The organism is Acidobacteriota bacterium (genome assembly GCA_016184105.1).
Taxonomy (GTDB): domain Bacteria; phylum Acidobacteriota; class Vicinamibacteria; order Vicinamibacterales; family 2-12-FULL-66-21; genus JACPDI01.
The window spans coordinates 64802-83807 of record JACPDI010000011.1 but is presented as its reverse complement, the minus strand read 5'-3'; the positions used below and the strand labels follow the sequence as shown (position 1 = coordinate 83807).

Sequence of the window (19006 nt, the reverse complement as noted above, 5' to 3'; positions counted from 1 at the left end):
TCGAGAACTAATCGATTAGTCGTCTTGTGGCGCGTTCGGCGGTAAGCTGACGGCGAACCCATGTCGCTTCGAATCGCCCTCGTCCAGCAGCACGCGACGCGCGACAAGTCGGAGAACGTCGCGCGCGGTCTCGCGCACCTGGAAACCGCCGCCGCGAAGGGCGCGCGGCTCGCATGCTTCGCCGAGCTGGCCTTCGAGTGGTTCCACCCGCAGCGCCCGGCCGCGCCCGATCACCCCACGCTCGCCGAGCCGGTTCCCGGCCCCACCACCGACGCGTTCCGCGAGGCCGCGCGCCGGCTGGGCATGGTGGTGGTGCTGAACCTCTACGAGCGTGCCGCCCACGGCACGTTCGACAGCTCGCCGGTCATCGACGCGGACGGCCGGCTCCTCGGCGTCACGCGCATGACCCACATCACGGAGTACGCCTGCTTTCACGAGCAGGGGTATTACGCCCGCGGCGACACGGGGCCCGTCGTCTACGACACGCGTGCCGGAAAGGTGGGCGTGTGCATCTGCTACGACCGCCACTACCCGGAGATGATGCGCGCGCTCGCGCTCAACGGCGCGGACCTCGTCGTCGTGCCGCAGGCGGGCACGCCGGGCGAGTGGCCGGACGGACTGTACGAGGCGGAGCTGCAGGTGGCCGCGTTTCAGAACGGCTACTTCGCCGCGCTGTGTAACCGCGTGGGCAGGGAAGACACGCTGGAGTTCTCGGGGGAGTCGTTCGTGTGCGCGCCAAACGGGCGCGTGCTCGCGCGCGCGCCGGCGGGCGAGGACCACATCCTGTATGCGGACCTCGATCTCGCGGAGGCGCGCACCTCACATGCGCGACGGCTCTTCCTCCAGCACCGCCGCCCGGAGCTGTACGCGGGCTGGCTGGTGAAGTAGGCGCGATCACGCCTGCCGTGAGTCGGCCTCCCAGACCGGATCGAGCCCGGTCAGCCGAAGTGGCGCTTCGCGAGCGCCCGGCCGGCAAGCCTCGCGTCGGGGGTGAGCCTGACGTTCGCCAGTTGGAACCAGATCGCGAAATGGATGACCTGCCTTGATAGCCTGCGGCGCGTTGCCTGACTCGCGCCTTGCCTGAGGCTGTCGTGGCCCGGCGAGACGCGGATGGAGAATTCGGTCTCGCGACCAGGTTGCCAACCCGGTCGCGAAGCAGAGATCCATAGAGGATCAAAGCTTTGAATTAGTCAAAGAATTGATCTACACTGACGGTGTGGCCACCGACCAAGCTGACCTCCTTCGGCAACGCGGTATCCAGGTGACGGCCCAGCGATTGGCTGTCTTGCGGGCGGTAGCGGGTCAGCCCCACATCACGGCCGACGCCGCGGTTGAGGCCGTCAGGACCGAGATCGGTGCCATCTCGCTCCAGTCGGTGTACGACGCCCTCGGCGTCCTGGTCGCCAAGGGCCTTATCCGGCGCATTCAGCCCGCCGGATCACCGGCTCGCTTCGAGGCTCGGGTCGGCGACAACCACCACCATCTGATCTGCCGAATCTGCGGCCGTGTGGTCGACGTCGACTGCGCGGTCGGCTCCGCCCCCTGTCTCACGGCGGTCGACGACAGGGGCTACGAGATCGACGAGGCCGAGGTCGCCTATTGGGGGCGCTGTCCGGATTGCCTGGCTCAGTCCCAAGCGCCCGCCTCCGCCCAGGCTACGACGGGCAGGCCATCCCGCTCCGGCGCGATCCACCCGTCGAAGCCGGCGACGGATCGCGCACGGAGGGCCGGACGATCCCGTCAACGGACGGTGAAGAGAATCCGCCGGGACTGACAACCGGGGCTGCATCCCATCACAGAAGAGGTCAACGTCAACATGGACAGCGAGAAGAAGTGCCCGTTCTCGGGCAGAGCGCACGGCGGCACGTCGAACCAGGACTGGTGGCCGAATCAGCTGAACCTGAACGTGCTCCACCGGAACCCGCCCGCAGGCGATCCCATGGGCGCGGAGTTCAACTACGCCGAAGAGTTCAAGTCCCTCGATCTTGATGTCCTGAAGAAGGACATCGAGCAGGTGATGACGACGTCGCAGGACTGGTGGCCGGCCGACTACGGCCACTACGGGCCGCTCTTCATCCGGATGGCGTGGCACAGTGCGGGCACGTACCGCATCAGCGACGGCCGCGGAGGTGCGGGGGGCGGCGAGCAGCGCTTCGCGCCGCTCAACAGCTGGCCGGACAACGCGAACCTCGACAAGGCGCGACGGCTGCTGTGGCCGATCAAGAAGAAGTACGGCCGGAAGATCTCATGGGCCGACCTGATGGTCTTCGCCGGCAACTGCGCCCTGGAGTCGATGGGGTTCAAGACGTTCGGCTTCGCCGGCGGGCGCGAGGACGTCTGGGAGCCGGAGGAGATCAACTGGGGCACCGAGGACACGTGGCTCGACGACAAGCGCTACAGCGGCGAGCGTCAGCTCGCGAATCCTCTGGCCGCCGTACAGATGGGTCTCATCTACGTGAACCCGGAGGGGCCGAACGGCAACCCTGACCCGCTCGCCGCAGCCAAAGACATCCGGGAGACGTTCCGTCGCATGGCGATGAACGACGAGGAGACCGTCGCGCTCATCGCCGGCGGGCACACGTTCGGCAAGACGCATGGTGCGGCCGCGCCCGTCGGCCACGTCGGCCCCGAGCCCGAGGCTGCTCCCCTGCAGGAGATGGGTCTCGGCTGGACGAACAGCTACGGCTCCGGCAAGGGCGGCGACGCCATCACCAGCGGCTTGGAAGTCATCTGGACCTCCACGCCGACAAAGTGGAGCAACAGCTTCTTCTCGAACCTGTTCGGCTACGAATGGGAACTGACGAAGAGCCCGGCCGGTGCGCATCAGTGGACTGCGAAGGGTGGCGCAGGCGCCGGCACGATTCCGGATGCCCACGACCCTTCCAAGCGTCACGCGCCAACCATGCTGACCACCGACCTCTCGTTGCGCATGGACCCTGCCTACGAGAAGATCTCGAGGCGCTTCTACGAGAACCCGGACCAGTTCGCGGACGCATTCGCGCGGGCGTGGTTCAAGCTGACGCACCGCGACATGGGGCCCATCTCGCGGTACCTGGGCCCGCTGGTTCCTGCGGAGCCGCAGTTGTGGCAGGACCCCGTCCCCAGGGTCACCCACGAACTGATCGGAGCGGCGGACATCGCGGCCCTCAAGAGCAAGGTCCTCGCATCGGGGCTGTCCATCTCCCAACTGGTCTCGACGGCCTGGGCGTCGGCGTCGACCTTCCGCGGCACCGACAAGCGTGGCGGCGCCAACGGGGCTCGCATTCGCCTCGCGCCGCAGAAGGATTGGGACGTCAACAACCCACCGGAGCTGGCGAAGGTGCTGCAGACTCTCGAGGGGATCCAGAAGGCGTTCAACGACGCGCAGGCTGGCGGGAGAAAGAGGGTGTCGCTTGCCGACCTGATCGTGCTGGGCGGGTGTGCCGCCGTCGAGCAGGCCGCAAAGAACGCCGGATGCGACGCGCAGGTGCCCTTCACGCCGGGACGCACGGATGCGTCGCAGGAGCAGACCGACGCGGAGTCATTCGCCGTGCTCGAGCCGACGGCGGACGGGTTCCGGAACTACCTCGCGACGGGGCACCGGCATCCGGCGGAGGTGCTGCTGCTCGACCGGGCGCAGCTGCTGACGCTGAGCGCTCCCGAGACGACCGTGCTCGTGGGCGGGCTGCGTGTGCTGAACGCGAACCGCCAGCAGTCCCCGCTCGGTGTCTTCACCAGGCAGCCCGAGGCGTTGACCAACGACTTCTTCGTGAACCTGCTGGACCTGGACACGACATGGAAGGCGACGTCCGAGACCGAGGAGGTCTTCGAGGGCCGCGACCGCCGAACGGGCGCGGTCAAGTGGACCGCCAGCCGCGTCGACCTCGTCTTCGGCTCGAACTCCCAGCTTCGTGCGCTGGCGGAGGTCTACGCGAGCGACGACTCGCGGACGAAGTTCGTGGGTGACTTCATCGCCGCGTGGGACAAAGTCATGAATCTCGATCGATTCGAGCTTGCCTGATCGCGACATGCGCGCGTCAAGGACCGCAGTCCCGACGTTCGGGAGCAGCGTCGGCGCGACAGCCTTCGCCTGGCTTGCCGAGCCGAAGCTCACGCTTCGCGGAACGCGCGTGAGCGAAGGCTGGTGAGCCGCCTTTTCGTGAGTTGAAATCAGCTGGACGGGTGGCTGCGGGAGCTGGAGGGGCTGCAGCGAGCGGCGCGAGGTCGCGGTGGCTGGCGGGTACTCACCTGTCGTGATATATTCGTTTGATATATCTCATCCGGGAGGTGCATGATGGACACGGCGAAGGTCTTCTGGTCGGGGCGATCGCAGGCGGTGAGGTTGCCGCGCGCGTTTCGTGTCGATGGCCGGGAAGTCCGGATCCGGCGTCGTGGGCGGGCCATCGTGCTGGAACCGGTGCCCGACTCCTGGGAGTGGCTCGACGCCCTGGCGGGTGAGCTGGATGACGACTTCGTGTCGGCGGTGCGCGAGCAGCCCGAACCGACGGAGCGGCCTGAGCTCGCCAAGGTGTTCCGCTGATGCGGTATCTCCTCGACGCGAACGCTGTCATTGCCCTGCTCAACGAGACGACCTCTCCGATCGCGCGCCGCATTCGGCGGTACGCGCCACGAGACATCGGGGTGTCCGCGGTCGTCGTCCACGAGCTGTCCTACGGCGCGTTCAAGAGTCAGCGGGTCGAGAAGAACGTGGCCCGCGTAGACGCGCTCCGGTTTCCGGTGCTGGAGTTCGACCAGGAAGACGCCCGGCAGGCCGGGGAGATCAGAGCGCAACTCGCATTGAAGGGGACGCCCATCGGTCCCTACGATGTGTTGATCGCCGGACAGGCCAAGGCGCGCAAGCTGACGCTCGTCACGCACGACACCACGGAGTTCCAACGCGTGCCGGGATTGAAGGTGGAGGACTGGAAGGGAGCGACATCGTCGCCGCCTGCAGCGTTCAAGTCTCAGAAGTCGTCGGCCAAGCCTCGCTCCGGATAATTGGCGCGCCTTCCCGCAGCGCTTCGTACACGAATGTTCGCAACGCCATCTGCGTCAATAAGTGGGCGAGGCTGGTGAGCCGAACGTTCGCCGGTTGGAACCCACTGCTGAACTGGTTGCGTCAACTCGATCGGCTCCGAACCGCGGCATAGCCGTGTGACACACCGGTAGCGGCGTTTCGACTACTACTCGCGGAACGTGATTTCCTTGGCGGCCGTGACCGGCTGCTGCAAGAGGCCTACCTCAGGCAGGCCGCATGAGCGTTCAACAGGCTCATGCGCTGAGCGCTCGAACCGCCGGACGATCGGCTGGAGTGGGCAGGCGAAGGGCACTCGCCGGCAGAGTGACGACGGCGACCGTGTTACCCGTCATATCGAAGAACTCGACCGAGTAGCCTTCGCCGGGACACTGGGCGCGCCGTGCCGCTCCACGACTGTGCCGACGTCGCCGGCACGGAGTCCGCGCCCGGTGACGTCGCGGGTCAGGATCACGTCGCCGTACATGTCGACAGGCATCCGCGCTTGGTTGCCTTTGCGGCTCAGCGCGACGCCTTGGCGCGCCGTTGAACGGTGGCCCCGGTCGTGCGAGGTCGACCGCCGAGCCGGCCATTGGTTCGCGAGGCGCGTGCCTTCGTGGCGCTCCGATGGGCCCCCACCAGGGCAGCAACGCCGACGATATCAACCTTCTTTCCGCTGTCGGAGAAGCGTGCCACGCGGACCCGTGCATCTGGCCGACTGGCCGGGTGTGCGTTCAGGTACTCCGTCAACACCGCGCGGATGGCGCGCTCTGCCTTGGCATGGGTCTCGGCCGCAGCATAGACGGGCAATCCCGGTACGTAGGCGCTCACGGCGCCGCTATCTTCAGTTTCAAGCACGATCGGATAGAGCATTGTCATTCGACACCCGCCTCGCGCAGGATGCGATTACCGAGCCGCCCGGCATCCTTCTTCGTGTGAACGGCGACCCAGACTTCCTTGCCGGACGTGGGATGTTTCAATAGCAGGTGGCTGCCTTTCCCGGACCTGACCTCGACGAATCCTGCAGCCTTCAACTTGCGGATCACCTCGGCCCATGTCACCTCGTGATCGTAAACCTATCGATAGGTTTAGTCAATGCGGCGAACTGGTGGTCGGGATCGATGGGTTCGATTCCTATCTGCGGTCGCAGCAGTGATCGCCCGCAAGTTCTTGATGGTGTTGGACGAGTGAAATGGCGAGCGGATTTTCACGAGTTGGAACCGGATTCACGAATGGCTGAGGCAGGTCGATAGCGTCAGGCTGGCGGCGTAAGCTGATTGGGCCGACACGAAAGCGCCATTTACTTCAACCCGAGCTTCTTGCCGGCCGAGAGCAGTTCAATCGACTCACGAATACGCCTTTCCCGAGTCTCGGGTCGCTTGGCGATGTGAATCCACACGACGAAATGGCGCCGGTACGTCGGGGCAAGCGTCTGAAAGTGTTGCCAGGCCCTGACGTTAGTCTTGAATGCTTTTGCAATGTAGGCAGGCAACTCGGGGATCGCCGGTTTCGGGGCATAGATGTTTCGCGTGGGAGCCGCAGCCAGGCCGGGCGCGGCGAGTAGGCCATCCGCCTTGAGTTGATTCCAGCGCCGTCGGTTGATCTCCGACCACTTGCTCTCCGGCTTGCGCGGCGTGACTTTGATCGCGTAGCAGTCGTCGTCCAGGCGCTTGATCAGACTGTCGACCCACCCGAAGCAGAGCGCCTCGCGCACGAGGTCTTCATAGGACATCGCCTTGACGCCGGCGTGTTGCTTATGCCGGACGAGCCAGATCCCCGGAATCGAGGCGTGGTTTTTCGCCAACCAGGCGCGCCATTGTTGCCGCGTTCGAACATCAACCGTGATGAGGGCTGCCGTCATACGACCTATATCCGAGCTCCGTGAGAATTGGTCTACACACTTGGTGGCTTCGGCCGCGCCTGCACATGAGATGACTTGCGAACGGTCTCATCCGACGGAGACCTGGTAGTCATAAAGCATCGGTGGCTCTTTGCCGAGCAGTCGCAAATACGTGTACAACTGCCCGCGATGGTGCCAATGTTCGTCGTAGGCGAACACCAGATATTGCCAGGCCGGATACGTTCCGAATGGCGAATTCACGGGGCGCACGACATCGTCTTCTGACATCGCTCTGAAGATACGTTCGGCGGCGTCGTGACACGCGCGAGCGTATCCGATGGCGTCAGCTACCGTCGCCAGCGCGCTGACGGCGGCCGTCCTGGATGGGTCCTCGGGATTCGACCGGTTTGCCAGCTCCATTGTGAACGAGCCGTCTCGCGCAGCCTCCGCCAACGCTTGTTCCTGACCATAGATGTGAAATACAAGTTCCCGTGGCGTTCGCATCCCGGGCTTCGGGCGGAAGTCGAGCTCGTTATCGGCCAACGCCTCGATGGCTCGAAGTGTGATTCCGTGCACCAGGTTGAAGAAGTCCCGTTTGTCCAGCAATTGCTGTCTGGTCATGCGCTCCTCGACTCTTTGGTCAGGCCACAACGCCGCCCCTGGCTGGGCTAACAAATACCTTCGGGGTAGTTCTTCGCCAACAAGTGCGCGATTGTCGCCGCGTTCGAACGCCCGTGGAGAGGGCTGGGGTCATGTGACTGGCCTCGGATCTCCGTTGGGATTGGTCTACGCACCTGGTGGCTTCGGCTGCGCCTGCACGTACGACCAATGGCTGTGGATAATCTTCCATTTCCCGTCAATCCGACCGTAGACTTCTGTCGAATTCCAGCGAGCCAGCACGCTTTCCGGTCGATCCGGCAGTTTTCCATAGTTGACAAGGTTGAACGTCAAGACCGCGACATCGCCCTGGCGCTGTACCTTCGGCTCAATCATTTCGTAGCGTGGGTCAGTGAATGGGAGTTTGAGACTCTTCATCGGCATCAACCGCATCTGCAGCGCTTCCCGGCCATCGACGCGTCTTTCCGTAAACGGATCGAAATACGTGACCTCTGCGGCTTGGATGTCCAAGTAGCCCTCAGGGTCCAACCGAATCCACCGGTCAAGCGCAGAACGCTCCAGGGCGACGAGCTCTTCTAGCAAGCGATCCACGGAACCTCCGCTGTCCTGAGCGGGCATCGCGCAGGACGCAATGAGTCCACACGACAGAACAAAGACCGTCAGACGGATCGCCTCTCGCATCGTCCCCCCTTCGTACTACACAGCGCGATCGGCGTCGCCCGTACGCCTGGCGCGGCAGAGAATTCCACCGGCCAATGCCGCGAGTGGGCCGAGGATCAGGAAGGCAAGCCCGTACCAAAGCGATGCGCCGCCGCTCATCGTCATCATCAGGACAGCAACGACGATCATCACAATTGCAGCCATCACAGTTGCCGCTCCGGGGCGAATCCATGTGGCGAAATATCCGCCGATCACCATCGTTGCAAGACCGACCACCAGGCTGGTGACCGTGAAGACGGGTGCGTCTGGTGTAAGCAGTTTCGAGATGGCCACGGTTCCGGCAAACTCGAGCGCTCCAGCGGCGATGTAAGCACCGACAGCAACACCCAACGTCGGGAGCCAGCGTCCGCGACTAACTGAGTCCCAGACCATTCGCGGAATGGATCGACAGGCTTGGCCCCAGTACCAACGGGAAACCATCCACGGTGTGGTCGATCGCGCACGTAGTTCGTACTCTTCGATCAAGTCGCCCAATATCGCTTCCCGGTCTTTCTCAGGCAGAACACGTTGGAGGAGCCATGTGGCCGTTGGTGAAGGGGAGTGCTGGCTCACGTCGTTCTCCAACGCCCCGCTAACCCAAGTGTCATCTTGCGAATGGCTTCCTGAGATGCGCGCAACGCTCGCTCACCGTCAGCTTCAATTCGAAAAAGACGTTTCGCTCGGCCACCGCGCTCCGCAGTGGGCTCGCCCAAGAGCGAGCTGACATAGCCTTTTGCCTGGAGCCGCTCCAAGGTCGTGTAGACAGCGCCGATGGAAATGTTGCGGCCGGTGCGCTCCTCGATCTCCCGACGCACCGTCATTCCATACGCGTTCGACTGAAGCTGGATCAATGCGAGAAGGACGATGTGCTCCAGCGAGCCTAGAAGGTCTCCGCGCGGCATTTGTTTTACACAGTAAAATAAAATCTGTTGACCGTCAATAGAAGATGGCGAGCGAGGAATCGACGCCGCCAGCGACAAGCGCTATGTCCGGTGCGCCGGCAGGGACGGTTCAGGCGCTGAGGGCGCGAACGGCGGGACGATCGGCTGGTGTGGACAGGCGAAGGGCGCTCGCCGGCAGCGTGACCACGGCCACAGTGTTGCCGGTCATGTCGAAAAATTCGACCGAATAGCCTTCCTCGGGAACACCCGACACGACGTGCCGCTCCACGACCGTGCCGACATCGCCAGCACGCAGCCCACGCTCGGGGACGTCGCGGGTCAGGATCACGTCGCCGTACATGTCGAAGGGTATGTCCTACCTCGGATACATGGTAATGAATCGGGGCATGTCGGTGCCAGTGTCCACCTGCCAGACCGAACAGAACCGGACGGTCCTTCCGCTGGGCGTCTTAATCGGCCCCTCAATCTCGTACACGACGCCGAACGCGCTCTCATGCGTGCGGGTCACCCGGCACGCCGAAGCGTACGCCGTGCTTTGGTTGGTTTTCTGAGTCTGCGCACGACCGCCGGCGGGAGCTTTACTGCAACGAACAGATCGGAAGGGTAGATGTAGTCCTCGCCAGATTCATCGACGATGCGAATGTAACCCTCCCGAGCGGCCTCGCGGTCCGGGAGGACCTGATAGAGCTTTCGAGCTTCCAGATCCTCCGCGTCTTCAACGCACAGTGCATACGAAGTCGATTGCTGAACTCTCATGATCGTCAATCCAGGAAGCGCTTGATCTTCAATCCCTTCTTGCCTACGCCGTGAGCCTCGTACCAGTGGATCTCAGCCCGCCGAACCGATCCGTTCACAAGTCGAACGGTAGCATCCCCCTTGAGTTTCCGCCAGCGTCTGCCGCCGTATCGCTTCCGCAGATTCTTCAGTCGCCTGATGCCGCGTCCTGTGGCGATGACCTGGATGTTCGTGATATCGCCAACGATTTCAAACACGGAAGCCTGCGCCTACCGCCGGCGGGCCAGGAGATGATCGCGCACGCCGGTTGGGTCGAAGCGCCGCCCGTTCTCCTCGCGGACCTGCGCAGCTTCTCGCTGCTGTTGTACGAGGTACGCCCTGACCTCCGACTGGTGACGCAGGTAGTAGGCGATGACGTAGTACACATCCGCCAAGTTGACCGAGGGGTACTGCTGGACGACCTCCTCCGCAGTCGCGCCGGCGTCGAACGCGGCTACCACGGTGTCGAGGGTTACCCGGGTGCCACCGACGCGGATGACGGCATCAGCATCCATCTGAATCGGAACCCGCTCGGACGGAACGTGCAGTTCCATGAGGCCAGCGTAGGGGGACTTCAAGGGGCTGTCAACCTTTCTGTCTCGAGCCGTCCACTGTCCGGATGGAATGCTGAACTCGCACGTTCCTTTCGCAGACGGACCTGCGGGACTCACCCTGGTCGCCGCTTCGGAGAGGGGTTGAGAAGGGGGAACGCAGAGGGGAACGCGGGGTTGTACGGAGTGTTCCCCCTTTCGGCGGATCGGCATGAGTGGCCGAGTTGCGAAGATACCAACTCTCCGCCGCACCAGGGGCGTTCCTAGCCTTCGATGCCGGCAATGCTTGCAGGCGCCGACGACGGGCGGCGGTTTCTGCCGCCCGAGCCTGCGGTCGTCGTCCGGGATCGAGCGCCACAATGCGGCGGGGGCGTGAGCCCGACCCCCCTCCCAAACGCGGCAAGTGCCCTGCCGCCTGACCCCGGGTCTGGAACGCGGAGGTGTTCCCAGGCCCGTCCTGCGAGGTCGCTCACGTCCTGGCTGCTCTTCGTGTGGGAACAGCGTCGGACTGAAGCGAAGGACCGGACGACGGAACAGCAGCGGCGGGTGAGTGCGATCCAGCAGAAGATGGACAAGCTGGATGAAGCGTTCGTGTGCTCGGAGTCGATCGACCTCACCAGCTACAGCCGGCAGCGCGACAAGCTGCGCGAGGAGCTGACGTTCGCCAAGATCGACCAATCACACCGAGGCGATGGACGAACTCGATGTAGAGGGCATCCTCGCGTTCGGAGAACGCGTTTTGCCACGTGCCGCGGACCTGTGGGTACAGGCCTCGCTGAATCAGAAACAGCGCCTCCAACAGTTGTTTCTACCGGAAGGAATCGCGTACGACGGAAATCGATTCAATCGAACCGCCGCAACGGCGCCACTTTTCAACTACTTGGCGCCGGGTGAGAGTGCTGAGGAAAGTTTGGTGAGCCGCGTAGGAATCGAACCTACAACCCGCAGATTAAGAGTCTGCTGCTCTGCCAATTGAGCTAGCGGCCCACGGTGGGGTGCGTGCCCGGGCGGGCAACAACTAAATATATCATAGGGGTGGAGGAGATCTGAATGCCCGCTCGCCGTCGCGGCACGGCCGCGCTCGCCCGTGCCCTCGTCGTTCATCCGCTCACGCTCGCCCTTCCGCTCGCCCTCGCCGCGTGCGCGCCGCCGGGGCCCAGCCCCAACGAGATCGACCTGGCCGACGAAGGCATGAAACACGGCGCGGCCGCCGCCCGCGGCCTGATCACCATCGCGCTTGACGAGGTCAAGATCGGCAGGTCGATCGGCGACGACAGGACGATCCAGGACGAGGCGGACTCGTTCCAGCACGGCGACACGATCTACGCGTCCATCCGCGTGAGCGGCGCCGCGAACAGCGGGCTCGTGCGCGCCATGTGGAGCGACGAGCGAGGACAGATGGTGCAGGACGACACCCGCATCGTGTCGCCGTCGCGCGGCGACCTCGTCGCCCTCCGTCTGTCGAAGCCGCAGGAACTCGCCGGCGGCCGCTACCGCCTCGACGTGTTCCTCGACAACAAGCCTGCCGGGGCGAAGACGTTCTCCGTCGAGGGCACGCGCGCGGGGGAGGCGGGCGCCGGAACGGGCGCAGCCACCCCCACAAATCATTAAGAAACTCCACCGGATTTGACTGGCAGGGGCGCGTGGCCTACAGTCATGGCTCTCCTCGACAACCTGGAAGACCCGTGGCAGGCAACCGATCCGTGGTGCTCGTCTCGAACCATCAGGACACGGCGGAGCTGTACGCGCTTGCGCTCGAAGCCGCCGGCTTCGCGGTGGCGTGCGCACCGGACGTCGCGGCAGCCCTCGCGCTCATCGACACCATTCCGCCCGCCGCCATCATCGTCCATTTCCTGCCGCGCAACGACCCGGCGGCGATCGGCGCGCTGCTGCGGCAGGGGAGGCCAGCCACCGTGCTCATCGGGCTGTTTTCAATCCATCTTCCGGTGGCGACGCTCCAAGAAGTGCTCGCCTCTTTCGACGATGTCGCGCTGATTCCCTGCTCCCCCGACACGCTCGTGTCGCGGTTGCTCCGGCTCGAAGAAATCAAGCAGCGGCAGCAATCGGCCTAGCATCGAGATCCAGGGGCGGATCTGCTATGCTTCTGGATTGTGCGCCCGTAGCTCAGATGGATAGAGCGCCGGGCTTCGAACCCGTAGGTCGGGGGTTCAAATCCCTCCGGGCGCGCCAAAGCGAAATGAGAATTTGAGAACGCGCCCGTAGCTCAGCTGGATAGAGCGTCGGCCTCCGGAGCCGAAGGCCACAGGTTCGAATCCTGTCGGGCGCGCCACTTTCTTCGAAGTGCTCTGCTTGCGACTCCGCCATCGCGACGATTCGTTCCGCACAACCCGGAAACACTTCGTTGTACTGCGCCAGCATCGCCGGCGGGGGCAACGGTCCTGTGAACCGAGCGCTCGCGGCGGTGATCGAAATCTGTCGCTGCTGGGGTGGCTGGTGAACCGGCGAATCCGTCGGTGGGTTGGGGTTTTGGCCTAGACGCCGTTGTCTATTCCGTCTCGACAAGCTCGGACACTTGCTGCGGGACTTCCGGCTCGCCCGCAACGACGTCTGCAGCCACCACTAGAGTGGCGCCGACAGTACGCCAATCGGCGTAGAGCGCACGCGCATCGGCCATCACTTCATTGGGACTCTCGTTATAGGAATCGAATGTAGCCCCAAGGTCCAGCGTCCGAGCGACGCCCGACAATACCGACGGCCGTGCAAAAAGAAACTCTGATCCCACGAGGTGATTGTTGTCCGGAAGTCCCAATGAGTCAAACCGAGCAGAACTCCCGAGAACACCCGACAGGTCGACGGGCGCGGGGCACTGAAACGTGGCACCCTGCCGGTAAAGTCATGGAGGATGAGGGGATCCACTGGACATCGGCAGGGCCGCGGGTCATCCTCACGGCAGTTCTGCTGATTGGCGTCGCCGCGCTGGTTGCGGTGCTGGTACCCGCGCGCGCCGCCACACGCGTCGACCCGCTCCTGGTCCTGCGGGCGGACTCACCGACGCTCGACCTGCTCCCTATGTCATCCCTCAGCGTTGACAGCGCCGCGGCCGCCGTGGTCCGCTAGAGCTTCCATGACGACCGCTTCGAACAGCCCCGCGCGTGCAGGTGCCATCCGCCGCGTGGTGTCGTTCGTTTCGGCGCCGGTTCCGGCGATGACGATCCCCGCCACGACCACCATCGGCCTGGGCCCGACCCCGGGTCGCGGTGCAGGGGTGATGTAGCCGAAGCGGTTCAGGAGAGATTCAGCAGGGGCCATCACCGACACGAAGGTGATGGCCCTTTTTTTTTGATCGACGGGAGTGCGCTCAACGTGACTTCAAACCGGGAATCCTCTGGACACTGCACACGCGTCGCGCTGCTCGGTTTCGGGACCGTCGGACAGGCGGTCGCGCGGATCCTCTGCAGCGGTGAAGTGCCGGGCGTGCGGCTCACGCATATCTTCAACCGGAACGTCGCGCGCAAACGCGCCGACTGGGTCCCCTCGTCCGTCCGTTGGACCGAGTCGCCCGACGACGTCCTGACGTCTGATGCCGACATCGTCATTGAAGTCGTCGGCGGGCTGAGCCCGGCCTACGACTGGGTGCGCGGCGCCATCATGGCGGGCAAGTCGGTGGTCACCGCCAATAAACAATTGATGGCGCATCGCGGCGTCGAGCTGCTCGACCTGGCCCGCTCGCGCGGGCTCGAAGTGCGCTTCGAGGCCTCGGTTGCCGGCGGCATCCCCGTGCTGCGCGCGCTGCAGGAAGGGCTCGCCGGCGACCGCCTGGTGGAGGTCCGCGGCATCCTGAACGGCACGTGCAACTACATCCTGAGCCGGATGCAGAGCGGGCCGATTTCATTTGCCGACGCGCTCGCCGAGGCGCAGCGCGCAGGGTATGCCGAGACGGACCCGACCGAGGATGTCGACGGCGCGGACGCGGCGGCCAAGCTGGCGATCATCGCCGCCGTCGGCCTGCGGCGGCCGGTGCGCGTCACCGACGTGGCCACACGATCCATCAGGCCGATCGAGCCGGTGGACTTCGAATACGCGCGCGGGCTCGGGTGCACGATCCGCCAGATCGCGCGCGCGTCGGCCGAGGAGAACGGCGCGGTGTTCGCCGCCGTGCGCCCCGCGCTGGTGCCGCTCGCCTCCAGCTTCGGGCGGAACGAAGGGAGCCAGAACCTCGTCACCGTGCGCGGCGTCTTCGGCGGCGAAACCTCGTTCTCCGGCTCCGGCGCCGGCGGATCGCCGACGGCGGTGGCCGTCGTGTCCGACGTGCTCTCGGTCCGCCGCGCGCTCGTCGCGCCGGCATCCGGCGCCTCCGCGACGCCGGCCCCCGCACCGTTTCACGACGTGAGCGGCGACTTCGTCGCCCCGCATTACGTCCGCTTCATCGTCAACGACAAGCCGGGCATCCTGGCCTCGGTGGCCGCCGCGTACGCGCGGCACGGCATCAACATCGACGGCGTGCTGCAGCTCCCCAGGTTCCCGAAGGATCGCCTGCCGTTTGTCACCACGCTCGAGGAATGCTCCGAGTCGGTGCTCGACCGCGCTCTTGCCGAGGTGGCGCAGGGGGACTACCATGTGCAGCCGCCGCTCGCGCTGCCCATGTTTTCCTGACGCCCATGAAGCCTGCTGCATCTTCCGGCGGTTCCGCGTCCCACGGCTTTTCCGAGGTGGTCGAGGCCGAGGGGCACCTCATCGACTCGCAGATCCTGAACGTCGTGTTCGACACGGTGGTCAAGCGCGACGGCGCGTTCGACGTGCTCAAGTTCACGATCGGCCGCTCCAACGAAGAGCCGTCGTTCATCTCGATGCGGGTGTCGGCGCCGAGCGGCGAGGCGCTGGCCGAGATGCTCGAGGAGCTGGTGGCGCTCGGCTGCCGTCTTGCCGACCAGTACGACGCGGTGGTCAGGCCCGCGGATCGCGACGGCTGCGTGCCGGACGATTTCTACTCGACGACCAACCACCGGACGTTCATCCGCCACGATGGACAGTGGATCCCGGTCGATCGCCAGCGCATGGACGCCGTGATCGTGGTCGAGCAGGAGCGCGCGGCGTGCCGGAAGCTGCGCGACGTGAAGAAAGGGGACCGCGTGGTCTGCGGCGTGGCCGGCGTCCGGGTGATCCCGGAATTCCAGGAGCGCGATCGCCACGGGTTCGCCTTCATGACCAACGAGATCTCATCGGAGCGCCGCGTCGAGGTCGGCGTGTCGCGCATCGCATCGATGATGCGCGAGATCAAGGCTGCCGGCGGGCGGATCGTCGTCGTCGCCGGCCCGGTGGTCGTCCACACGGGCGGCTCGCCGCACTTCCGGGAGCTGATCCGCTCGGGGTACGTCGACGCGCTGCTGACCGGCAACGCGCTCGCGGTGCACGACGTGGAGCAGGCCCTCTTTGGCACCTCGCTCGGCGTCGATTTCGAGACCGGCAAGGCGATCGAAGGGGGCCACCGCAACCACATGCGCGCCATCAACGCGATCTGCCGCGCCGGAGGCCTGCGGGAAGCGGTGGAGCAGGGCGTGCTCAGGTCCGGCGTGATGTACGAATGCATCCGCCACGGCGTTGACTACGTCCTCGCGGGCAGCATTCGCGACGACGGGCCGCTCCCCGACACGATCATGGATGTGCGCGCCGCGCAGGATTGCTACGCCGCGGCGCTCGAGAACGCCAGGATGGTGCTCGCCCTGTCGACGATGCTCCACGGCATCGGCGTGGGAAACATGCTGCCGTCCTGGGTGAAGATGGTCTGCGTGGATATCAACCCGGCGGTCGTGACCAAGCTGGCCGACCGCGGCTCCTCGCAGACCATCGGAATCGTGACGGACGTGGGGCTCTTCCTGCACCGGCTTGCGAGGGGGCTGCGGGACTGACCCCGGCCGCTGTCAGGTTTCGAGCGGGTTCCTCGCAAAGCAGAGTTCTTCAACGATACGCCCGCCGATCAGGTGTTCCTGGATGATGCGCTCCGCATTTTCCGGCGTCACGTGGCGGTACCACGCGCCCTCGGGGTAGACGACGGCGATCGGCCCCTCGGTGCAGATCCGAAGGCACCGGCAGCGCGTGCGGTAGCACGGGCCGCTCGCCCCGGCGATGTTGAGCTCCTTCATCCTTTTCTTGACGTACGTCCACGCGGCTTCGCCCCCTTCTTCGTCCACGCAGTCGGGACCCGTACAGAGGAAAAGGTGCCGCTTCAGCTGTCCGACGCCAAACGCCGCGGCCGCCTGTCCGGCCGAGGCGTGCTGCTCCTTCTTGCCCACGGATCCATCCTATCGCAGGGTGGCATCCGCGTTGCTGCTCGTCCGATGACAAGGAGGCCTCGATGGCTGATCCGCGCAACCGGAGCATGGGACAGGACCGCGAGGAACGAAGCGACAGCGACGAGAACGTCACGGGCCGCGCGTCGGAGGGGGATGCGGACGAGTTCGAAGACACCGAAGACCTCGAGAAGGACGAAGAGGATCTGAACGAGAGCAATCGCTAGGATCGTCGCGTTCGATCGCCGGGCCCGCCGCGACGGGGCGGCCGCCCGGTCTTTCCGTTCACCGGCGAATCACGCCTCCCAGCACCTGTACCAGCGTCTCGGGCGAGACCGGCTTGCCCAGATGGTCGTCGAAGCCCGCCTCGAGCGCCTGCTGCCGATCCTCGGGCGACGCGTAGCCGGTCAGCGCCACTGCCGGCGTGGCGAGCCCCTTCTCCCTGATCTTCGTCATCAACGTGTAACCGTCCATCTGCGGCAGCCCCACGTCGGCCACGACCGCGTCGTGCTCCATCTCGTCGAGCTTCTTGAGCGCCACCGCCGCGTTCACGGCCGGCGTGACGTCCGCTCCACATTGCTCCAGCAGCAGCGTCATCATCTCGCGCGAGTCCGCATCGTCTTCGACGAGGAGCAGCCGCACGCCCTCGAGCGGCCGATCGTCATCGCCGATCGCGGTCTGTTCCTGCTGCACGGCGGAGGAGACGACGTCTTGGCTCGCCGCGGGAAGATCGACGGCGAAGGTGGACCCGAGCCCGAGGCCGGGGCTCGCCGCGGCGATGCGCCCGCCGTGGGCGTCCACGAGGTGTCGCGTGATCGCGAGACCCAGCCCGAGCCCGCCGAGCCCCTTCGCGTTCGCCGCGCGCGCTGCGCCTCCTCGTAGAGCGCGGCCATGCGCGCGTTGGATGCGCGGAGCCCCTCCTCCGCGCGCCGCCAGCGCAGCGCCGCCTTGACGTGCGCGACCAGCTCGGCGGGCGCCAGCGGCTCGGCCAGGTAAGTGTCGGCCCCCATGTTCATCGCCTGCACCTTCGTCTCGAGCGCGTGCGACGTGGCTGACACCTGCAGCACGGGGATCGCCTCGGTGCCGGGGTCTTCCTTGATGCGCCGGCACACCTCGATGCCGAGCATGTCCGGCAGGTGCTGATCGAGAAGGATGAGGTCGCGGCGGTGGTCGCGGACGAGCGCAGCGCCTCGCTGCCGCTCGCGGCCTCGAGGACCGTGAACCCCGCGTCGCGCAGCACGCGGCTCCGCGCGTAGCGTGCGGGAAGGTAATCGTCGACGTTCAGGACGATTGCATTGTGCATTCTGGGACGGGCTTACATTCCGACGAGCTGCGTGGCGCGCGTCACGGCGTCGCGCAGCGCGGACGCGCCGTCGGCCGATGCCTGGTTTTTCGTGACGATCTGCACCACGCGCTCCCCGAGGCCCTCGCGCGCGGGGGCATCCACCATCGACGTGTGGATCACGACGGGAATGTGCTGCGTCGCGGGGTCGTCGGCGAGCTGCTGCAGCACCTCGAACCCCGACGCGTCGGGCATCAACATCGAGCAGGTCGTCGACCAGCTCCGACAGATCCTCGGCCGCGCGCTGGATGAGCGACACCTGGATCTGCTGCTCCCCCGTCAGGTCGCCGTCCGTGCGGTCGAGGAGGATCTGCGTGAGCGCGCGCATCGAGTTGAGCGGCGTCCTGAACTCGTGGCTCATGTTCGACAGGAACCGCGATTTCATCTCGTCGGCCCGCCGCAGCGAGTCCGCGCGCTCGTCGAGCTCCGCGTACAGCGCGACCACCCCGCGGTTCGTGTCTTCCAGCTCCGCGTTGAGGCGCGACAGCTCCTCCTGGCGCCGGCGCAGTTCTTCGAGCGCGCGGACCAGTTCCTGGTTCTGCTGCTGCAGCTCGTTGTACGCCGTGCGCGGCGACGCGTGGGCGAGCGCATCCGCGATCTTCCGGACGTCGGCCGCCTTCAGCGCGTTGCCCCGCGCCGGCAGCAGCTTGGACATCGAGATCGTCGTGCCCGTGCCGCGCCCGGAGTCGACCCGGAACTGGTCCATGAGGCGGCGCGAGCCGATGATGCCCAGCCCCATGCCGGTGGAGGACACGCACCGCCCCTGCAGGATGTCTTCCGCGCGCTCGATCCCGGGACCGGCGTCGGACACGACGACGGTGAGCATCTGCGGGCGGCGCTCGCGGTCGATCGCGAACTCGACGCGCCCGCCGCCGCCGTACGCGAGCGCGTTGCGGGCGATCTCGGACACGGCCGTGGCGATTCGCGTCTGGTCCTGCGCGTCGAACCCGACGAGTTCCGCGATCTCCCGCGCGCGCTGCCGCGCCAGCACGACGTCCGGCTCGTGCTGAATCCTCAGCGACATGATCGGGAGGGCCAT

At 65.6% G+C, this 19006-nt stretch carries 24 protein-coding genes, 3 tRNA genes and 2 pseudogenes; 14 read left to right on the top strand and 15 right to left on the bottom strand.

The annotated features are described in order from the left end of the window. The first annotated feature begins 60 nt into the window (after window positions 1–60). The 5 genes from HYU53_04130 (at window position 61) to HYU53_04110 (ending at window position 4977) form a co-directional block, all read left to right on the top strand. Window positions 61–888, top strand: a complete 828-nt coding sequence (locus HYU53_04130; GenBank protein ID MBI2220372.1) for a carbon-nitrogen hydrolase family protein — start codon at window positions 61–63, stop codon at window positions 886–888. Window positions 889–1216: 328 nt separating this feature from the next. Next, window positions 1217–1774 carry a transcriptional repressor gene (locus HYU53_04125; protein MBI2220371.1) on the top strand — a complete coding sequence of 186 codons (558 nt, stop codon included), beginning with the start codon at window positions 1217–1219 and terminating at the stop codon, window positions 1772–1774. 42 nt (window positions 1775–1816) lie between these two features. Continuing rightward, window positions 1817–4000 (top strand): catalase/peroxidase HPI, encoded by a 2184-nt coding sequence (gene katG / locus HYU53_04120; GenBank protein MBI2220370.1) that lies wholly within the window; start codon window positions 1817–1819, stop codon window positions 3998–4000. 273 nt (window positions 4001–4273) lie between these two features. After that, window positions 4274–4519, top strand: a complete 246-nt coding sequence (locus HYU53_04115; GenBank protein ID MBI2220369.1) for an AbrB/MazE/SpoVT family DNA-binding domain-containing protein — start codon at window positions 4274–4276, stop codon at window positions 4517–4519. Beyond that, a complete protein-coding gene (locus tag HYU53_04110; protein MBI2220368.1) occupies window positions 4519–4977 on the top strand; it encodes a type II toxin-antitoxin system VapC family toxin in 459 nt (152 codons plus the stop codon). The genes HYU53_04115 and HYU53_04110 overlap by 1 nt, the downstream gene beginning before the upstream one ends. Window positions 4978–5250: 273 nt before the next feature. On the opposite strand, the pseudogene HYU53_04105 reads toward HYU53_04110, so the two are convergent. The 11 genes and pseudogenes from HYU53_04105 to HYU53_04055 all read right to left on the bottom strand — a co-directional run bounded on the left by HYU53_04105 (window position 5251) and on the right by HYU53_04055 (window position 11364). Then, window positions 5251–5492: pseudogene (locus HYU53_04105) on the bottom strand (DUF4926 domain-containing protein). Window positions 5493–5515: 23 nt separating this feature from the next. Next, a complete protein-coding gene (locus HYU53_04100) occupies window positions 5516–5872 on the bottom strand; it encodes a type II toxin-antitoxin system HicB family antitoxin (GenBank protein MBI2220367.1) in 357 nt (118 codons plus the stop codon). Then, window positions 5869–6054 carry a type II toxin-antitoxin system HicA family toxin gene (locus tag HYU53_04095; protein MBI2220366.1) on the bottom strand — a complete coding sequence of 62 codons (186 nt, stop codon included), beginning with the start codon at window positions 6052–6054 and terminating at the stop codon, window positions 5869–5871. The genes HYU53_04100 and HYU53_04095 overlap by 4 nt, the downstream gene beginning before the upstream one ends. Window positions 6055–6293: 239 nt before the next feature. Continuing rightward, entirely contained in the window at window positions 6294–6854 is a 561-nt protein-coding gene (locus HYU53_04090) for a YdeI/OmpD-associated family protein (GenBank protein MBI2220365.1), read from the bottom strand. Window positions 6855–6941: 87 nt separating this feature from the next. Continuing rightward, the gene (locus HYU53_04085; protein ID MBI2220364.1) at window positions 6942–7454 is read right to left on the bottom strand and encodes a DinB family protein; all 513 of its coding nucleotides are present in this window, start codon (window positions 7452–7454) and stop codon (window positions 6942–6944) included. Between the two features lie 165 nt (window positions 7455–7619). After that, window positions 7620–8042, bottom strand: a complete 423-nt coding sequence (locus HYU53_04080; protein ID MBI2220363.1) for a DUF4440 domain-containing protein — start codon at window positions 8040–8042, stop codon at window positions 7620–7622. Between the two features lie 105 nt (window positions 8043–8147). Further along, window positions 8148–8501, bottom strand: coding sequence for a hypothetical protein (locus HYU53_04075; GenBank protein MBI2220362.1), 354 nt, complete (start codon window positions 8499–8501; stop codon window positions 8148–8150). A 218-nt stretch (window positions 8502–8719) separates the two neighbouring features. Then, entirely contained in the window at window positions 8720–9052 is a 333-nt protein-coding gene (locus HYU53_04070) for a helix-turn-helix transcriptional regulator (protein MBI2220361.1), read from the bottom strand. Window positions 9053–9161: 109 nt separating this feature from the next. Then, on the bottom strand, window positions 9162–9392 hold the full coding sequence (locus HYU53_04065; protein ID MBI2220360.1) for a DUF4926 domain-containing protein: 231 nt from the start codon (window positions 9390–9392) through the stop codon (window positions 9162–9164). 664 nt (window positions 9393–10056) lie between these two features. Next, window positions 10057–10380: a DUF433 domain-containing protein gene (locus tag HYU53_04060; GenBank protein ID MBI2220359.1), complete on the bottom strand. Its 324-nt coding sequence runs from the start codon at window positions 10378–10380 to the stop codon at window positions 10057–10059. A 908-nt stretch (window positions 10381–11288) separates the two neighbouring features. After that, window positions 11289–11364 (bottom strand) — tRNA-Lys (locus HYU53_04055). A gap of 63 nt (window positions 11365–11427) precedes the next feature. Between HYU53_04055 and HYU53_04050 the strand changes: the two genes are divergently transcribed. The 4 genes from HYU53_04050 to HYU53_04035 all read left to right on the top strand — a co-directional run bounded on the left by HYU53_04050 (window position 11428) and on the right by HYU53_04035 (window position 12667). Beyond that, the gene (locus tag HYU53_04050; GenBank protein MBI2220358.1) at window positions 11428–11988 is read left to right on the top strand and encodes a hypothetical protein; all 561 of its coding nucleotides are present in this window, start codon (window positions 11428–11430) and stop codon (window positions 11986–11988) included. Between the two features lie 74 nt (window positions 11989–12062). Further along, window positions 12063–12449 (top strand): response regulator transcription factor, encoded by a 387-nt coding sequence (locus tag HYU53_04045; protein MBI2220357.1) that lies wholly within the window; start codon window positions 12063–12065, stop codon window positions 12447–12449. Window positions 12450–12490: 41 nt separating this feature from the next. Further along, a tRNA-Arg gene (locus HYU53_04040) sits at window positions 12491–12567 on the top strand. 23 nt (window positions 12568–12590) lie between these two features. After that, window positions 12591–12667: transfer RNA gene (locus HYU53_04035), tRNA-Arg, on the top strand. Between the two features lie 11 nt (window positions 12668–12678). Here the strand turns inward: HYU53_04035 and HYU53_04030 are convergent. Continuing rightward, window positions 12679–12756: pseudogene (locus HYU53_04030) on the bottom strand (DUF2335 domain-containing protein). Window positions 12757–13233: 477 nt separating this feature from the next. On the opposite strand from HYU53_04030, the gene HYU53_04025 reads away from it, so the two are divergent. The 4 genes from HYU53_04025 to HYU53_04010 all read left to right on the top strand — a co-directional run bounded on the left by HYU53_04025 (window position 13234) and on the right by HYU53_04010 (window position 16244). After that, window positions 13234–13455: a hypothetical protein gene (locus HYU53_04025; GenBank protein ID MBI2220356.1), complete on the top strand. Its 222-nt coding sequence runs from the start codon at window positions 13234–13236 to the stop codon at window positions 13453–13455. A 7-nt stretch (window positions 13456–13462) separates the two neighbouring features. After that, on the top strand, window positions 13463–13612 hold the full coding sequence (locus tag HYU53_04020) for a hypothetical protein (GenBank protein ID MBI2220355.1): 150 nt from the start codon (window positions 13463–13465) through the stop codon (window positions 13610–13612). A gap of 89 nt (window positions 13613–13701) precedes the next feature. Then, window positions 13702–14991: a homoserine dehydrogenase gene (locus HYU53_04015; GenBank protein ID MBI2220354.1), complete on the top strand. Its 1290-nt coding sequence runs from the start codon at window positions 13702–13704 to the stop codon at window positions 14989–14991. 5 nt (window positions 14992–14996) lie between these two features. Then, window positions 14997–16244 carry a TIGR00300 family protein gene (locus HYU53_04010; GenBank protein MBI2220353.1) on the top strand — a complete coding sequence of 416 codons (1248 nt, stop codon included), beginning with the start codon at window positions 14997–14999 and terminating at the stop codon, window positions 16242–16244. Between the two features lie 12 nt (window positions 16245–16256). Here HYU53_04010 and HYU53_04005 read toward each other — a convergent pair whose 3' ends face one another. Beyond that, complete coding sequence (locus HYU53_04005) at window positions 16257–16565, bottom strand: hypothetical protein (protein MBI2220352.1); 309 nt, start codon at window positions 16563–16565, stop codon at window positions 16257–16259. 125 nt (window positions 16566–16690) lie between these two features. On the opposite strand from HYU53_04005, the gene HYU53_04000 reads away from it, so the two are divergent. After that, on the top strand, window positions 16691–16852 hold the full coding sequence (locus HYU53_04000; GenBank protein MBI2220351.1) for a hypothetical protein: 162 nt from the start codon (window positions 16691–16693) through the stop codon (window positions 16850–16852). Window positions 16853–16910: 58 nt separating this feature from the next. Here the strand turns inward: HYU53_04000 and HYU53_03995 are convergent, their stop codons facing one another. Then, window positions 16911–17267: a response regulator gene (locus HYU53_03995; protein MBI2220350.1), complete on the bottom strand. Its 357-nt coding sequence runs from the start codon at window positions 17265–17267 to the stop codon at window positions 16911–16913. Beyond that, window positions 17222–19006, bottom strand: coding sequence for a response regulator (locus tag HYU53_03990; protein ID MBI2220349.1), 1785 nt, complete (start codon window positions 19004–19006; stop codon window positions 17222–17224). The genes HYU53_03995 and HYU53_03990 overlap by 46 nt, the downstream gene beginning before the upstream one ends.

Coding starts and splice junctions, on each gene's coding strand:
- HYU53_04065 (MBI2220360.1), bottom strand. CDS start 9,392: ATGTACGGCGACGTGATCCTGACCCGCGACGTCCCCGAGCGTGGGCTG.
- HYU53_04110 (MBI2220368.1), top strand. CDS start 4,519: ATGCGGTATCTCCTCGACGCGAACGCTGTCATTGCCCTGCTCAACGAG.
- HYU53_03990 (MBI2220349.1), bottom strand. CDS start 19,006: ATGGCCCTCCCGATCATGTCGCTGAGGATTCAGCACGAGCCGGACGTC.
- HYU53_04020 (MBI2220355.1), top strand. CDS start 13,463: ATGACGACCGCTTCGAACAGCCCCGCGCGTGCAGGTGCCATCCGCCGC.
- HYU53_04090 (MBI2220365.1), bottom strand. CDS start 6,854: ATGACGGCAGCCCTCATCACGGTTGATGTTCGAACGCGGCAACAATGG.
- HYU53_04025 (MBI2220356.1), top strand. CDS start 13,234: ATGGAGGATGAGGGGATCCACTGGACATCGGCAGGGCCGCGGGTCATC.
- HYU53_04010 (MBI2220353.1), top strand. CDS start 14,997: ATGAAGCCTGCTGCATCTTCCGGCGGTTCCGCGTCCCACGGCTTTTCC.
- HYU53_04115 (MBI2220369.1), top strand. CDS start 4,274: ATGGACACGGCGAAGGTCTTCTGGTCGGGGCGATCGCAGGCGGTGAGG.
- HYU53_04000 (MBI2220351.1), top strand. CDS start 16,691: ATGGCTGATCCGCGCAACCGGAGCATGGGACAGGACCGCGAGGAACGA.
- HYU53_04130 (MBI2220372.1), top strand. CDS start 61: ATGTCGCTTCGAATCGCCCTCGTCCAGCAGCACGCGACGCGCGACAAG.
- HYU53_04050 (MBI2220358.1), top strand. CDS start 11,428: ATGCCCGCTCGCCGTCGCGGCACGGCCGCGCTCGCCCGTGCCCTCGTC.
- HYU53_04100 (MBI2220367.1), bottom strand. CDS start 5,872: ATGACAATGCTCTATCCGATCGTGCTTGAAACTGAAGATAGCGGCGCC.
- katG (MBI2220370.1), top strand. CDS start 1,817: ATGGACAGCGAGAAGAAGTGCCCGTTCTCGGGCAGAGCGCACGGCGGC.
- HYU53_04085 (MBI2220364.1), bottom strand. CDS start 7,454: ATGACCAGACAGCAATTGCTGGACAAACGGGACTTCTTCAACCTGGTG.
- HYU53_04060 (MBI2220359.1), bottom strand. CDS start 10,380: ATGGAACTGCACGTTCCGTCCGAGCGGGTTCCGATTCAGATGGATGCT.
- HYU53_04070 (MBI2220361.1), bottom strand. CDS start 9,052: ATGCCGCGCGGAGACCTTCTAGGCTCGCTGGAGCACATCGTCCTTCTC.